The sequence below is a fragment of the Streptacidiphilus carbonis genome (assembly GCF_000787775.1).
Taxonomy (GTDB): Bacteria; Actinomycetota; Actinomycetes; order Streptomycetales; family Streptomycetaceae; genus Streptacidiphilus; species Streptacidiphilus carbonis.
In genome coordinates, this window is sequence record NZ_BBPM01000031.1 from 53,978 (window position 1) to 66,749 (window position 12,772).

Annotated in this window: 19 protein-coding genes; 8 read left to right on the top strand and 11 right to left on the bottom strand. The window is 72.0% G+C overall.

The genetic code is table 11. The annotated features are described in order from the left end of the window. The first annotated feature begins 115 nt into the window (after positions 1-115). Positions 116-637 (top strand): NUDIX hydrolase, encoded by a 522-nt coding sequence (locus TR46_RS23105; protein ID WP_042404458.1) that lies wholly within the window; start codon positions 116-118, stop codon positions 635-637. Here TR46_RS23105 and TR46_RS23110 read toward each other — a convergent pair. The 6 genes from TR46_RS23110 to folE form a co-directional block, all read right to left on the bottom strand. Then, the gene (locus tag TR46_RS23110; RefSeq protein ID WP_042404460.1) at positions 562-1,803 is read right to left on the bottom strand and encodes a glycosyltransferase family 4 protein; all 1,242 of its coding nucleotides are present in this window, start codon (positions 1,801-1,803) and stop codon (positions 562-564) included. The two genes, TR46_RS23105 and TR46_RS23110, sit on opposite strands and share 76 nt — an antisense overlap. Next, positions 1,800-2,408, bottom strand: coding sequence for an AAA family ATPase (locus tag TR46_RS23115; RefSeq protein WP_084718856.1), 609 nt, complete (start codon positions 2,406-2,408; stop codon positions 1,800-1,802). Before TR46_RS23115 ends, TR46_RS23110 begins: the two co-directional genes overlap by 4 nt. Continuing rightward, the gene (locus TR46_RS23120) at positions 2,395-3,102 is read right to left on the bottom strand and encodes a DUF2797 domain-containing protein (protein WP_369406005.1); all 708 of its coding nucleotides are present in this window, start codon (positions 3,100-3,102) and stop codon (positions 2,395-2,397) included. Before TR46_RS23120 ends, TR46_RS23115 begins: the two co-directional genes overlap by 14 nt. Positions 3,103-3,175: 73 nt before the next feature. Continuing rightward, positions 3,176-4,036: a nucleoside-diphosphate kinase gene (locus TR46_RS44460; protein WP_236655451.1), complete on the bottom strand. Its 861-nt coding sequence runs from the start codon at positions 4,034-4,036 to the stop codon at positions 3,176-3,178. Beyond that, on the bottom strand, positions 4,033-4,542 hold the full coding sequence (locus TR46_RS23135) for a 6-pyruvoyl trahydropterin synthase family protein (RefSeq protein WP_042404469.1): 510 nt from the start codon (positions 4,540-4,542) through the stop codon (positions 4,033-4,035). Before TR46_RS23135 ends, TR46_RS44460 begins: the two co-directional genes overlap by 4 nt. Continuing rightward, positions 4,539-5,129, bottom strand: coding sequence for a GTP cyclohydrolase I (folE, locus tag TR46_RS23140; RefSeq protein WP_052433034.1), 591 nt, complete (start codon positions 5,127-5,129; stop codon positions 4,539-4,541). Before folE ends, TR46_RS23135 begins: the two co-directional genes overlap by 4 nt. Before the next feature lie 245 nt (positions 5,130-5,374). On the opposite strand from folE, the gene TR46_RS23145 reads away from it, so the two are divergent. The 5 genes from TR46_RS23145 to TR46_RS41290 all read left to right on the top strand — a co-directional run bounded on the left by TR46_RS23145 (position 5,375) and on the right by TR46_RS41290 (position 9,141). Beyond that, positions 5,375-6,628 carry an NsdA family TPR-like regulatory protein gene (locus tag TR46_RS23145; protein WP_042404470.1) on the top strand — a complete coding sequence of 418 codons (1,254 nt, stop codon included), beginning with the start codon at positions 5,375-5,377 and terminating at the stop codon, positions 6,626-6,628. Then, a complete protein-coding gene (locus tag TR46_RS23150; protein ID WP_042404472.1) occupies positions 6,625-7,185 on the top strand; it encodes a GNAT family N-acetyltransferase in 561 nt (186 codons plus the stop codon). The genes TR46_RS23145 and TR46_RS23150 overlap by 4 nt, the downstream gene beginning before the upstream one ends. Before the next feature lie 594 nt (positions 7,186-7,779). Continuing rightward, positions 7,780-7,914 carry a hypothetical protein gene (locus TR46_RS45090; protein WP_269084269.1) on the top strand — a complete coding sequence of 45 codons (135 nt, stop codon included), beginning with the start codon at positions 7,780-7,782 and terminating at the stop codon, positions 7,912-7,914. 222 nt (positions 7,915-8,136) lie between these two features. After that, on the top strand, positions 8,137-8,352 hold the full coding sequence (locus TR46_RS23155; RefSeq protein ID WP_042404474.1) for a hypothetical protein: 216 nt from the start codon (positions 8,137-8,139) through the stop codon (positions 8,350-8,352). 159 nt (positions 8,353-8,511) lie between these two features. After that, on the top strand, positions 8,512-9,141 hold the full coding sequence (locus tag TR46_RS41290) for a hypothetical protein (protein WP_042404475.1): 630 nt from the start codon (positions 8,512-8,514) through the stop codon (positions 9,139-9,141). Between the two features lie 81 nt (positions 9,142-9,222). On the opposite strand, the gene TR46_RS23165 is transcribed toward TR46_RS41290, so the two are convergent. The 5 genes from TR46_RS23165 to TR46_RS23185 form a co-directional block, all read right to left on the bottom strand. Continuing rightward, a complete protein-coding gene (locus tag TR46_RS23165) occupies positions 9,223-9,552 on the bottom strand; it encodes a hypothetical protein (protein ID WP_042404477.1) in 330 nt (109 codons plus the stop codon). Between the two features lie 263 nt (positions 9,553-9,815). Continuing rightward, positions 9,816-10,193, bottom strand: coding sequence for a hypothetical protein (locus TR46_RS23170; protein WP_042404478.1), 378 nt, complete (start codon positions 10,191-10,193; stop codon positions 9,816-9,818). A 35-nt stretch (positions 10,194-10,228) separates the two neighbouring features. Further along, complete coding sequence (locus TR46_RS23175; protein WP_042404480.1) at positions 10,229-10,534, bottom strand: hypothetical protein; 306 nt, start codon at positions 10,532-10,534, stop codon at positions 10,229-10,231. Then, entirely contained in the window at positions 10,531-10,698 is a 168-nt protein-coding gene (locus tag TR46_RS42495) for a hypothetical protein (RefSeq protein ID WP_161790180.1), read from the bottom strand. The genes TR46_RS23175 and TR46_RS42495 overlap by 4 nt, the downstream gene beginning before the upstream one ends. A gap of 212 nt (positions 10,699-10,910) precedes the next feature. After that, positions 10,911-11,276, bottom strand: coding sequence for an ATP-binding protein (locus TR46_RS23185; RefSeq protein WP_052433036.1), 366 nt, complete (start codon positions 11,274-11,276; stop codon positions 10,911-10,913). A gap of 374 nt (positions 11,277-11,650) precedes the next feature. On the opposite strand from TR46_RS23185, the gene TR46_RS23190 reads away from it, so the two are divergent. Together TR46_RS23190 and TR46_RS23195 are read left to right on the top strand one after the other, a co-directional pair. Then, a complete protein-coding gene (locus TR46_RS23190; protein ID WP_042404481.1) occupies positions 11,651-12,511 on the top strand; it encodes a helix-turn-helix domain-containing protein in 861 nt (286 codons plus the stop codon). Positions 12,512-12,513: 2 nt separating this feature from the next. After that, positions 12,514-12,744, top strand: coding sequence for a DUF397 domain-containing protein (locus tag TR46_RS23195; RefSeq protein ID WP_042404483.1), 231 nt, complete (start codon positions 12,514-12,516; stop codon positions 12,742-12,744). Positions 12,745-12,772: the final 28 nt, after the last annotated feature.

Sequence of the window (12,772 nt, forward strand, 5' to 3'; positions counted from 1 at the left end):
TGCTGGTCGATGTCGGCGTCCGGTCGGGCCCGGAAGCGCCATTCGAGACGGTAGCGGTCGTGCAGGGGCGCGATCGTGCGTCGGACGGTGCTCGGAGGGACTACTGTGGCTCGGCGTGACGAGCTTTCTGTGGCACCGCTCCTGGCCCGCTCCCGAGGTTCTGCCGGTACGTCAGGTTTACGCGTGGATCGTTGACGAGGACGCCCGGGTGCTGCTGCTGGAGATGCCCGGCGGCTGGAACCTGCCGGGCGGCACTCCGGAGGACTTCGACCGCGACTGGCAGGCGACGCTTGAGCGCGAGGTCATGGAGGAGGCCGACGTGACGGTGCGCGACGTCGTCCCGCTCGGCTACCAGGAAGTACGCCCCGCCACCGGTGAGCCGTTCGCGCAGCTGCGGGTCGCCGCCCGGGTGGACCAGTGGCTCCCGGCGACCCCGGACCCGGACAACGGCCAGGTCTACCCACGGGTGTGGGTGCCGCTGGGCGAGGCCGCTGACCTGTTGGGCTGGGCTGAGCCGGGCCACGCCCAGGCGGCTGCCGCCGCCCAGGTCGCACTGACCCTCTACGGCTTCGCCGCCGCGGCCCCGATCGCCCAGGGCGACAGGGCAGCCAGCACCCCGGTGATGCAACTCGTGTAGTCGCGTCCGGCGACCAGCTGTTCCCCGGCCTCCCGCAGTCGCGCAACCTGGTCAGGGGGCGCGGCCAGTGCGCGGCCGATGGCCAGGGCCAGGGAGCGCGGGTCGCCCGGCGCGGCGCTGTAACCGGTGGCGTTGTCGATGACGGTCTCGGCCAGGCCGCCGGCGGTGGTGGCCACGACCGGTCCGGCTCCGGCGGCGAAGGCTTCGAGCGGGATGCGGCCCAGTGGTTCGCTGCGCGAGGGGACGACGACCGCCCGCAGCGCCGGGTGGTGGAGCAGTCCGGGCAGGCCGGGGTCGAAGCGGGTCCACAGCGTCGCCGACAGGCCGAGCGCGTTCATGCGTTGGCGAAGGTGGTGCTGGTAGGCGGTGGTGGGGCCGTCAGTGACCGCGGCCAGCAGCAGGTGCGGCAGGCGTACGCCGGTTTCGGCGAGGTGACCGAGGGCGTCGAGGAGGTCTTCAAAACCCTTGTAGGGCTGGGCGCGGCCCATGCTGAGCAGGAATCCGCCCTCGGCCTGGTCGGGCAAGGGTGGGGCGGCGGTCAGCGGGACGCGGTCGATGGCGGTCAGGCCGCCGGGGACGTCGATGATCCGCTCGGGCGGGATGCCCTTGCCGGTCAGCAGGGTGCGCATGTGGGTGCTGATCGCGCCGAACGCGGCTCCCAGAGCCATCCAGCCGTCCAGTCCATGCTGTTCCCAGGCGGCGCGCGTCGGGTCTGCGTGGTGGTCGGCGCTGGAGCGCGGCAGATACAGCAGCCGCCATCCGGGCGGAGCGGCGAGCAGGCGGCCAAGTCCGGCGAAGGGCTGGTCGATGGCGATCAGCAGCCCTCGCGGGTGACGGCGCATCAGCGGGTTGATCACCTCGGCGGCGTGGCGGTCCAGGTGCTCGAAGGCGGTCAGGTCGCCGAAGCGCTGCTGTCCGGCGGTGCCGTTGTCCAGAGCGGTGACCTGGTGGGGCACGTCGGCGAGGAGGTCGAGCACGGCCCGGTGGGCGGTGGGCGCGTACTCGGGGCTGGTGGGGTGCAGGTCGACGGGCAGCAGGACCAGGCGGACCCCGGGGGCCAGGGTGTGGGCGGCGGCGGTGATCAGGGCCTGGTTGCTGCGGCCGGCTCCGGTCGCGGCGCTGAAGTAGCCGTCGTGCAGGGCGATGGCCACCACCGGGGCGTTCACCGCGCGCCCACCGCATCGACCGCGCCGGCCAGCTGGTCGGTCGACGCGGTGGCGTCCACCCGCTGCCGGGGGACGGCTGCGACCAGTTCGGCCAGCCCCGGATGCGCCGTGGCGAGGTGGGTGAGCGGATCGAGGTAGAAGGCGCGCAGCCGTTCCAGGACGGTGGGATCGGACCACGGGTGCCCGGGGTGGAGGCGTTCGGCCCGGCGCTGGAGGCTGAGGTGCGGCGGCAGGTCCAGGATGATCCACCGGTGCGGTGGTATCAGCCGTCCGGCGGCGAGGTGGCAATGAACCCAGTCGGCGCGCCGGGCCAGGCCGCCAGTGCTTGCCGCCCAGGCCAGGGCGGTGAGCCAGTCGCGGTCCACCCACACCGGCCCCGGGTGGCCGCGCAGATGGTCGGCCTTGCGCAGCCAGTTCGCCAGATGGCTGTCCTCGTCGTCGTGGTGCGGGTGCCGGTCGTGGTCAAGGAGGTCTCCGGCGGGGGTGGTGTACTCGGGCAGCACGGTGCGGCCGGCCCTGGCCAGGGCGGCGAGCACGGTGGTCTTGCCCGCGCCCGGCATCCCCTCGACCACGGTGACCGGTGCGGACGAGTCAGAAGAGTGCATCCTGTTCCTCCTGGTGGCCGAGCGGTGCAAGGGATTCGAGCGCGGCGGTCGGCGCGGTGTCGGGTTCGGCGCGGCCCAGTGCCCATCCGGCCAGCAGCCGGGTGTCCAGCAGCACCAACCCCGAGACCGTGTCCAGATAGATGTCGGTGCCGATCCGGCAGGCGATCCGTCCGCTGATCACGTCCCCGGGGGCGAGCGGCAGCAGCGCTGCGTCCGGCCGCAGACCGTCGGCGGGCAGGTCGTAGGCGGCGGCGTGGTCCCTCACCTGCGGCTCGCGGCGGTCCTGGCCCTGTGGCCAGGCCAGTTCGCCAGCACGCTGCGCGGTGGCGAACAGGTCTGCGGCGCGTTCGGCGGCGGTGCCGGGCCGGGCACGGGCGAGGCGTTTGCGCGCCGCGCTCATCCGGTCGGGCAGCCCCAGGGCGGTGCCGAGTAGGCTCTCGGCCCGGCGGGCAGCGGTCAGGGTGCCGGTGGAGATGACGGTGGAGGCTAGCGCGCCCTGCTCCAGCAGTCGGGCGTCGCCGCGTTCGACCGCGGTGATGCCGACCTTGACCGCGCAGCCGTGGTGGGCGAGGTAGACCGCGAAGGGGCGCGGGTCGTGCAGGCGGGTGTCGGCGGCGATGGAGTCGGCGCGGTCCGCCGCCTGGCAGGGCGGGCACTGGGCGGTGCGCACCGTCGGGACGACAGGCGCGGACATCGGGCAGTCGCGGCGGCTGCCCGAGCGCCACACCCCGATGCAGCGCCGGTCGGCCCCGGCGGTGAAGGCCAGGTCAGTGCCGGTGTTCAGCGGGCTCGTCCTGGAGGTACCGCCGCTGGGGGCCGACCATTCCAGCAGTGCGGTGCCCTGGTCCCAGATGAGCCCGGTAGCCCGCCATGCGGGCGGCGACCCCTCGCTGATCACTGCTCTCCCATCGCCGGTAGACCTCTTCCAGTACGTGCCAGCCCGCCAGTTGCGCGATGTCGGCCAGGGCCTCGGCCGGGTTGTCGGGCATGTGCAGGTGGTTGACCAGCATCCCGGCCCCCAGGTCCGCGCGCACCGTCCGCTTGAGGACCGCGCCGGCCGCCACCGCGTCCGGTCCGCCAGCCAGCACCACGATCTGCACGCTACCGCTGGTGAGGTAGTCGGTGCGCTCGGCGACGAAGGAGGCGCCGTAGGCGTCGGGGTAGAGCCGGTCGCAGTCGGCGGCCGTCAACTGCCGCGTCGTCACGTGGACCTCGCGCAGCACGGACCGCAGCCGTGAGCGGATCGCCCGCATCGGGGCACCGGGCTTGAGCATGGCCAGCGTCAGCCGCTGCCCGGGTACCGGGAGTTGGGTGTCGGCCAGCGGCGCGCGCATCGCCTGGGCCCAGACCCGGTGGCAGTCGCAGTCCCGCTCGCCGTGGCCCGGGTGCTCCGGCACCGCCGCCGAAGCTGCGGCGGCGGCCCGCTCGGCGCACGGCAGGCATGCCCCGGCGCTGCCCGCGGCAGGCCGGACCAGGCCGCTGGAGCGCACCGCCGTCCACCACGCGTCCCAGGGATGCTCCAGCACGGCCGGGGCGGCGGACCGCCCCGCGCTGAGCTGGCCGTCCAGGGCCAGGCCGAGAACGGCGGCCAGGCGCCCACGGCCGATGCCGGGCACGGGGGCGGTCACCGCAGCACCGCCTCGGCGGTGGCGGAGCACTCGGCCGACTCCGTCAGCGTCAGCTCCAGCCGCTCGACGGCGGGGCAGGCGGCGCCCAGCCGACGGGCGAGCTCGGCGACGAGGTAGCAGGCCAGGGCCTCGGTGCTGGTGCCCGCTACCGGCAGCAGAGCCGTCCAGGAGCGAGGCAGGCTGAAGCACGCGCCGCCGCCGGTCACGCGCAGCTGATCGCCGCTGACCTCCTCGACCAGGACACCGGGGGTGTCCACCGCGATCAGAGTGCGGCGCTTCAGCGGCGCGATGACCTCGCGCAGCTGCTGCTTGAGGACCCGGAAGTCGGCGACCATCCCGGAAGAGTCCGGCAGCCCCCACGCGGCCAGCACGACCTGGTAGGTGTGCCCGTGCAGCGGCTCGAACACCCCTTCGTGCAGGCCGGTGTGGGCGGCGTTGAAGTCCCAGCCGGCCCCGCCGACCCGCGCCTGCACCAGTGGCCGGGCGCTGGCCTGGACCGCGGTCACGGCGCGCTCACCGCGAGCGACATGAACTCCGCGCGGGCGGCGGGGTCGTCCAGCAGCACGCCGCGCAGGGAGGAGGTGGTAGTGCGCGAGCCGGTCGCCCCGACCCCGCGCAGGGTCATGCAGGTGTGCTCGGCGCTCAGCAGCACCGCCACCCCGGCCGGGTCCAGGTGCTCGACCATCCAGTCCGCGATCTGCCCGGTCAGCCGCTCCTGGACCTGAAGGCGCCGCGCGCAGTGGTGCACCACCCGGGCGACCTTGCTCAGCCCCAAGATGCGCTTGCGCGGCACGTAGCCGATGTGGGCGACGCCGGTGAACGGCAGGACGTGGTGCTCGCACACGGACACGAAGCGGATGTCGCGCACCAGGACCAGCTGGCCGGGTTCGGCGGTGGTCTCGAAGTCGGTGGCGGTGAAGGTCGGCGGGGTGGTCATCTCCTTCAGCGCCCGCACCATCCGGCCCGGGGTCGCGGCCAGCTCCGGGCCGGTCAGATCCAGGCCCAGGGCGGCCAGCAGCCGGGCGGCGTGGTCGGCGGCCTCGTCCATGGGGACGGGCGTGGTGGGCAGGGATGTCATGGTCGGCACGCTCACGTGGACTCCTGACAGGCACGGCCCCAGCCAGCGGGGGCCACGGGATTCGCGGGCGGGAATCGCCCTAGCCGCAGCCGCCCGGAGCGGGGGAGCTGTTGCCCCGGGTGGCTGCGGGTTCCAGTGCACCGCCTACCGGGCCCGGGTGGGGTCGGCCTGACCGGACGTTTCACCGGACGTTTCCGATGACGGGGCGGGCGGGCAGTGGCATGGTGGGCTGACCGCACGTCACAGAACGGGGAGTCGCCGTGGCGAGGAGCAACCTGGCGCGCTTACGCAGGGCGTCCGGGCACACCCAGGAGTCGTTCCTGGTCGACTTCGCCCAGTGGGCACAGCTGATCAGGGCGAATGCCGCCGTCAGCGTGCGTCAGTTGCGGCGCTGGGAGGGCGAGGACCCGCCGCTGCCCCACCCCGGGCAGCAGGACGTCCTGGAGGCGATGTTCGGCATCCCGCTGGCGGAGATGGGCTTCACCGTGCCCGAACACCGGTGCCACCCCGTGGCCCGGCTGCGGCACGATGGACCGGTGCGCAGACGGGAGTTCATCGCGGACCTCGGCGGCCTGGCCGCCGCCGCGGCGCTGCCCGCCCCCGGGCCCAGGACCGGCATGGACCAGGTGCGCGGCCTGCGCGGCCGGATCGACGGGCTGTACCGGCTCGACCACGCCAGCGGCGGCCTGACCGCCCGCCAGCAGGCGCATGAGCTGCTGGAGCAGATCGGCGGACGGCTGACCGGGAGCCTGTGCACGGAGCGGGTCGCGGTGCAGCTGCACGCCATGCTCGGGGAGATCCACTGCCATCTCGGGTGGCTGTGCCACGACGCCGGCCGCGACTCGGAGGCCCGCTCCTCGGTGCTGGAGGCACTCGCGGCGGCACGGATGACCGGCGACGCCCAGCTGGAGATGCGGGCCCTGTCCACCCTGTCGCTGCTGGCCGTCGACCGGCACCTGCCCTGGGAGGCAGCCTCAGCCGTCGGTGCGGCTCAGGGTCTAGCCAGCCGTCACGCCGGGCCCGGGGTGCGGCTGGTGCTGTCGCTGCGCGAGGCGCGCGCGGCCCTGGCCGCGGGCGACCTCACCGGCTCGCGTCGCGCGCTGAGCGGGTCGATCGCCCTGCACGACCGTGCCGACCAGGAGCCCGACGCCCCACGCTGGGTCCGCTTCGCGGGCCCCGTCGAGATCGACTACGCCACCGGCACCCACTACCTGCAAGCCGGGGCGCCGAAAGCCGCGGTCCCGTTCCTGCGCGCCGCCGTCGACGGCCTGGCCGCCGGATACGCACGCAACACCGCCCTGTACCGCGCCCGGCTCGCCTCCGTGCTCCTACAGGCTGGGGAGGTAGAAGAGGCGTGCGCCCAGATGGCCACCGTTGTCGCCAAATCCGACGCGCTCACCTCCGCCCGCCTCTCCGCCCGCCTGGCAAACTTCCGTCAGGCAGCCGCCAGCATCGACACCGCGACCGCCCGCGATACGGTCGCCCTGCTGGAGTCGACCGCGGAGGCGGGATGAGGATCGAACGCTACGACGGCCCCGAAGCCGCCTGGGTCGAGGACGAGCTGCGGACGGTCTACCGCGAGGCGTTCTCCGAACCCCCCTACGACAAGACCAGCGAGGACGTCGAGGCGAACTTTCGGCGCTTCCGCTCCCAGACCAAGAAGGCCGGCTTCCGCGCGGTGCTGGCCCGCACCGACGACGGCGAGCCCGCAGCCATGGCCTACGGCTACCCGCTGCCCGCCTCCACCGGCTGGTGGGACACCCTGACCGTGCCCGTCCCCGCCGAGGTCAGCCGCGAGGACGGACGCCGCACCTTCGGCCTGTTCGAGCTCGCCGTCCACCCCACCTGGCGCCGCCGGCACCTCGCCACCGCAGTGCACCACGAACTTCTGGACGGCATCGCCCAAGAGCGTGTCCTGCTCAACACCCGCCCCGAAGCCGAAGCAGCCAGCCGCGCCTACCGCTCGTGGGGATACGAGAAGGTCGGCGAGAACCACCCCTGGACCGGAGCCGCACTGCACGACGTCCTGGTCCTGGACCTGCCCGGGTGGGACCAGACAGCACTGGCGTGACCGGCAGCGGCTGGTCACCGAGTCCGACCGCCTCGTCCTACCCCGCCGGAAGCGGACAAGAGACGGGAACTGCGGAGACCACCTGCGTAGGGCCCTCGCAGTGATACATAGGACAGGTCACCCGTGGGCGACCCCGCGGCCGCCCCGGCGTCACCCCTCCCCCGAGGGTGCCGCCGGGGCTCCCCGCCCGCTGTGACGAGCATTGGTCTGCTTGTCAGTGGAATGCCGCAGATACAGACGGTCCGTCACGTATCTTCCCCGTCCTGGTCGCTCCGGTCGGTTAGTCCACTGCACGGGTGTCCGCAGTCCCTTGCACACCGCCTCCACCCCGGGTCGGCTCGGGCTTGGTCCTTGCCGCTCTCTGCGGGAAGCCGCAATGTCTCCAGCCCGGCGGCGGCTCGCAGTCGCATCCCGGCCCTCAGGCGCGCACGCGACTGGCGGTTCGCTCGGACGGATCTGCGCCATTCAGGTGAACACGCCGGGCAGGTGTCAACACGACTCCGAAAATGACCTAAAGAGTGTAGTGTTTTCCTTGTCGGAAGGGGGTGGTTCCCCGACCGGCCCGAATCGCACCCCGACAGCAAAGGACGCCTCATGTACGACAGCGACGACGACAACGCTCCCGCCATCCCCCGCATCACGGGGATTCCCCGACCGCGCCGCAGCCCCGAGCAGTCGACTCCCCCGATCCCCCCGCAGCGCGACAACCGCACCCCCGAGCAGGACTGACAGCCCCCTCGGGCGCACCGACGGCGACCGCCCGCCCCAAGGGGCGGCCCCGCAGGGGGCTGGTTAGGCCACGGTCGCCGTCGGCTCGAATCGCACCTCCGCGAAAGCGGAGCGCGAATCCCAGGCTACCGGCCCCAGCAGTCGGTACAACGCACCACCACCGGGCGGCGGTTGGTCCCGCCGCCCGGCCCTCGAATCGCACCCGCTTCCAAGGAGTCGAGCATGCTGAACCTCCCCTGCCGCTGGTCCGTCGTCATCCGCCACACTGCCGGTGAGCAGACGCTGGTGGTGACCGCCAGCACCGCCCGCGCAGCCGTCGCCGCCGCCTGGGCCGAGGCCCACCAGCCGTCGGCAGTCGCCCATCGGCGCGGCGCGGCGATCACCAGCCGCCGCCTGTTCCTGAACGCGAAGCCCATCCCCGGAACCGAGCAGCTCTGACGGATTCACCGCACGGCCCCTCTTGGGCCCCGCCGAAGGCAGTCGCCTGCGGCGGGGCCCTTCTGCGCACCCACCTCGGGGAATGACGTGAAGCCTGTAGCATTCTCCGTGTCGCACCGGGGTCGGGGCGGCGCAGCTTCACGCCTCCAGGAGCCCTTCGTGATCCCCCACGGTCGTACCGCCGCCGACGCTGCCACCGCAGCCAAGATCCTCGGTGTCAGCTACGGCACCTTCAAGAACAAGCGGTCCGCGCTGAGGCTCCCGCCGCTGATCAGCCGCACGGGGGCGCGACACCAGCTGTGGGACTACCAGCAGCTGGTGGCGGCTCTCGCCGGCGAGGACATCCCGCCGCTGCCGGATACGGCCGAGCACCCCCTGGACCTGCTCGACGCCGAGGAAGCGCGGCTGACCATTCCCGCCGACCGCCGCCCGACCGCCGGAGCCTGGAGCACCTACCTCAAGGGCTCATCCGCCCCGGCTGCGGACGCACTGGTCTGCGAGGCCGTCCCGCACTACCGCCGCGCTGCGGTGCCGACCCTGGAGGCCGCCCGACGCGCCCCCGGCGGCGCTCCGGGCCGGGGCCGCACCAAGGGTGCTGTCGACAAGGGCGAGCGCCGCCTGACCGCCGAGGTCCACCAGCGCGCCGCCCAGCGCCGGGCACGAGTGCGCGGGCTCCTGGAGCAGGCTGCGGCCGAAGGTGTCGATCTGCTGCCGAGTCGGCTGGCTCTGGAGCTGGGAGTCAGCCAGCGGCACGCCGAACGGCTGCTGACCGAGGCCCGTACGGCGTAGTCAGCGCCGAACCTTGAACAGCAAGAAGCCCCCGCAGGAGCGGGGGCTTCTTCTCCGTGGAGAACATGGTGCGAGGTGCAGTCAGCGGCCTCGACTCCGAGGTGGTTCCGCAGAGTGGCGGTCCGGCTGGACGGGCTCGGCCACGGTGTAGACCGGGATGGTCGCCAAGCTGGTCATGGAGTGCGGCGCGTGGCCCGCCAGGTGGAGAACCCGGCCTCCCTCCATCCGGGATCGCATGTCGGTGATCCGGTACGGGCGTCCCTCCAGCGAGATCCACATGCCCAGTTCCAGGGAGTTCGCCAACTGAGGCTGTGGGGCCACCAGTCGGCGCCCGTCCGGGAGGGTGGGGGTCGTGGCCCGCGCCTGGCTGGGTCCGCCGGTCGGCTGCCACCTGGTGGTCGCCGGGGTCACAGGGTGACCTCCCACTGCCCCCGGCGCAGGGTGCCCGGAGGGGTGAGCGGGAACGCCTGGCGAGAGGGTCCTGTCGCTGTCGTCACTGCTTCTCCAGTCTCGATCTGACGGACCGCCCGACGGAAGTGCCGGGCGGCTTGCTCTGGTGCCGACGCTGGTCCGGCGGCGGCAGGGCGGCGGTCCGGCAACGGGGGGTGCCGAACCGCCGCGTCCGTCCCCGGCCGGGAGGGAAGGGGACACATCCCGGCCGGGAGTCTGGGGACCTACTCCTCGTCGTCCTCATCCGGATAGGAGAGGGCGAGGGTCAGCCTGACCTCGGCGGGTTCGCCGGGCTCGGTGATGTATCGGAATCCGAGCGCTTCGAGCCGGGCTGTGGGTGCCTTCTCGAACCACGCGGAGGCCTTGGCCAGGGCCTGGCCGGGGGTCTCACCGGAGCAGGTAACGATGGGCCGCATGTCGACCTGGTAGTCGCCTGCGCCCGCGTCCGGCGCCTCCTCCAGCGCTCGCAGGGTCTCGTCGGCGCCGTCGAGCCCCTGGTGGACCTGCTCGATGATCCGGCCCGGGACCGAGCGCGGGGCCCGCTGATCGGGCAGCGGCGCGGCCGCGATGACGGCGATGTCGCTGCCGGGTTGCTGGACCATGGGGGTTCTCCCTTCGTCGGGGGCTTGGTGGCTCGTCAGTTGGTGGGCTCGGCCTGGGCTGCGAGCACAGGTTGCACCCGCCACTCCAAGTGGTTCTCGCCGATGTCGAATCCGACCGCCACGGCCGCGCCGGCGCCCAGTTCGCCTATGGCCTGCTGGTGGCCCAGCTCGATCCACTCCCAGATCGGGGCGTCGCCCGGGACCGCTGCGGCGAACGGCCGGGCCTGGATACGGACCAGGGCCACGGCGCGCTCGGGCGACTCGGCGGTGACCCGGGACACCACGGAGGTCTCGGGCGTGCCCATGCCGATGTGCATCTCGACCACGAAGTTGGTGTTCACCAGTCCCCGTCACCGCCGAACTCCGAGTCGGCGACGGCGGGGACGGGGGGAATGGGTCGGATGGTCAGGGTGTAGTGCGCTGACTCCTCATGGACCGTCAGGACGTACTCCTTGCCTTCGGACAGCTGGTGTACGGCCTTCAACCGCTCGTGCTCATCCTGCAACCATCCGCCTATCACCCATGACGCCGGTGGGGTGAGCTGCGGGGCAATGGCCTGGGCCCGTTCATAGGCCCACCGCACAGCGAGCCGAGGGTTCAACTCGCACTCCGTGCCGAGAGGGAACACCGCGCCGGTAGCCGGATTGATCCCGGCCCACTCGCACCAGTAGCTGAACGATCCCTCCACCGGGGCATCGACCGCTGACCGATCCATCGTCAGCATGGAGACTCCCAGGGCCCGCAGGACCGCAGAAGGTCCGCTGCGGGCACTTCGCGTTGCGCCCACGCCTCCGTGCCCCCGGCCGATCGGGTCAGGCCCGACCTGGTCGCTTGGTGGCTCACCAGTGCCAGGCCCCGGCCGTTGATGCCCAGCGGATCGCGTCGACGGCGCTTCCACCGACCGGAATCACGCACGGTCAGGTGGATCGTGTCTCCGTACATCGTCAGCGTCAGCGAGACGTCGACGCTGCCGGAGTGCAGACAGGCGTTGGTGACCAGCTCGGACACGATTTCGCGGATCTCATACTCGGAGGCCCCGCTGATCCCCCAGTGCGCCAGCACTGCGGCGGTGAAGGCACGCATCCGACGGGGGGCCAGAACCCCGGCCTCTATCGCGCAGGACGCCGCACAGCGAGTCAGGCTGACCCCCCGACAGTCGGATTCTCCTGCCGAAAGCCGGACGCCTCGTAACTGCTCTGCCGGACTGGCTGCCATGCCGTCCCCTCCGGTCGCACACGGATCGGGCGGGACAACCCGCCATCACATCACTACATCCCGTAGTGAGATCCCTCTTAGAATGCTCTGTGCAATCCCATGACACAAGCCCATCGATATATTCCGCTTCCCGACCGGAGGCGTCCGAGGATGATGGAGGGACCGTGTCCGATCACGCTGGCGACGATGCGGCAAACTTGCACCCAGCAAGTGCACGACGACGACGCAAAGGAGGGCACCGGATGAGCGATCCGCAGGGACCGACTGTGAGGCGGCGTCGCCTGGGCTCGGAGCTCCGTCGCCTGCGCGACCACGCAGGCCTCCGGCTCGAAGACGTGGCCAAGGTTCTGGAGTGCTCCACCTCGAAGGTCAGCCGCATCGAAACCGGCCAGGTCCTGGCGAAGGCTCTGGAGCTTCGGGCCATGCTCGACCTGTACGGCGTGACGGACGACGAAGCCCGGCGGGTGATCATCGACATCCACCGGCGGGCGAGCGAATCCGGTTGGTGGGAGCAGGATGAGTACGAGTCGGTACTGCCCTCCGGCCTCGGCGTGTACGTGGGCCTGGAGTACGACGCGCGGCTGGTGCAGACCTGGGAACTGTCCTGGGTCACCGGCCTGCTCCAGACCGCCGACTATGCTCGGGCGGTGCTGGGCAGCAGCCGCATCGGCCAGTCGGAAGAGGCCGACCGGCTCGTCAATGTCCGGATGGAGCGGCAGAAGCGGCTCACCGCCTCTTCCGAACCGCTGGAGCTGTGGGCCGTGATGGATGAGTCCGTGTTCAGGCGGCCGATCGGCGGTCCGGACACGGTACGCGACCAGATCGGCCACATCCTCGACCTGGGCAAGCTGCCGAACGTCAACATCCAAGTCTGCCCGCTGTCCAAGGGGATGCACCCGGGCCTGCGGGGCAGCTTCGCCATCCTGGAGTTCGGACCGGCCGATCCGCGCGTCGTCTACGTGGAGGCTCCCAGCGGGAACCTGTTTGTCGAACGGGACTCGCAGGTGCGGTCATTCGCCAGCTCCTACAGCGCGTTGCAGGCCACCGCGCTCGACCCAACAGATTCAGCGGCGCTCTTGCAGCGCGTCGCAAAGGAGAAATAGCCATGGAACAGCCCCCTCTCGACCTCGACTCGCTTCACTTCTTCAAGAGCTCCTTCAGCGGGGACCAGGGCGCATGCGTCGAAACCGCCTTCGCCCCCGCCGGCGGCGTCGTGGTGCGTGACTCCAAGCAGAACGGCCTGGCCGGACAGCAGTACTTCCGGTTCACCTCAGCTGAGTGGCAGGCCTTTGTCGATGGTGCCCGTAGCGGGGAATTCGATCTTCCCTCTGCCTGATAGCAGTCATGATGGGGGGGCCGTACCG

What these genes read in the sequence shown, in the direction of transcription:
- TR46_RS23190 (WP_042404481.1), top strand. Translation starts at nt 11,651, where the DNA reads ATGAGCGATCCGCAGGGACCGACTGTGAGGCGGCGTCGCCTGGGCTCG.
- TR46_RS23120 (WP_369406005.1), bottom strand. Translation starts at nt 3,102, where the DNA reads ATGTCCGCGCCTGTCGTCCCGACGGTGCGCACCGCCCAGTGCCCGCCC.
- TR46_RS23170 (WP_042404478.1), bottom strand. Translation starts at nt 10,193, where the DNA reads ATGGTCCAGCAACCCGGCAGCGACATCGCCGTCATCGCGGCCGCGCCG.
- TR46_RS45090 (WP_269084269.1), top strand. Translation starts at nt 7,780, where the DNA reads ATGTACGACAGCGACGACGACAACGCTCCCGCCATCCCCCGCATCACG.
- TR46_RS23185 (WP_052433036.1), bottom strand. Translation starts at nt 11,276, where the DNA reads ATGCGTGCCTTCACCGCCGCAGTGCTGGCGCACTGGGGGATCAGCGGG.
- TR46_RS23115 (WP_084718856.1), bottom strand. Translation starts at nt 2,408, where the DNA reads ATGCACTCTTCTGACTCGTCCGCACCGGTCACCGTGGTCGAGGGGATG.
- TR46_RS23155 (WP_042404474.1), top strand. Translation starts at nt 8,137, where the DNA reads ATGCTGAACCTCCCCTGCCGCTGGTCCGTCGTCATCCGCCACACTGCC.
- TR46_RS23195 (WP_042404483.1), top strand. Translation starts at nt 12,514, where the DNA reads ATGGAACAGCCCCCTCTCGACCTCGACTCGCTTCACTTCTTCAAGAGC.
- TR46_RS23150 (WP_042404472.1), top strand. Translation starts at nt 6,625, where the DNA reads ATGAGGATCGAACGCTACGACGGCCCCGAAGCCGCCTGGGTCGAGGAC.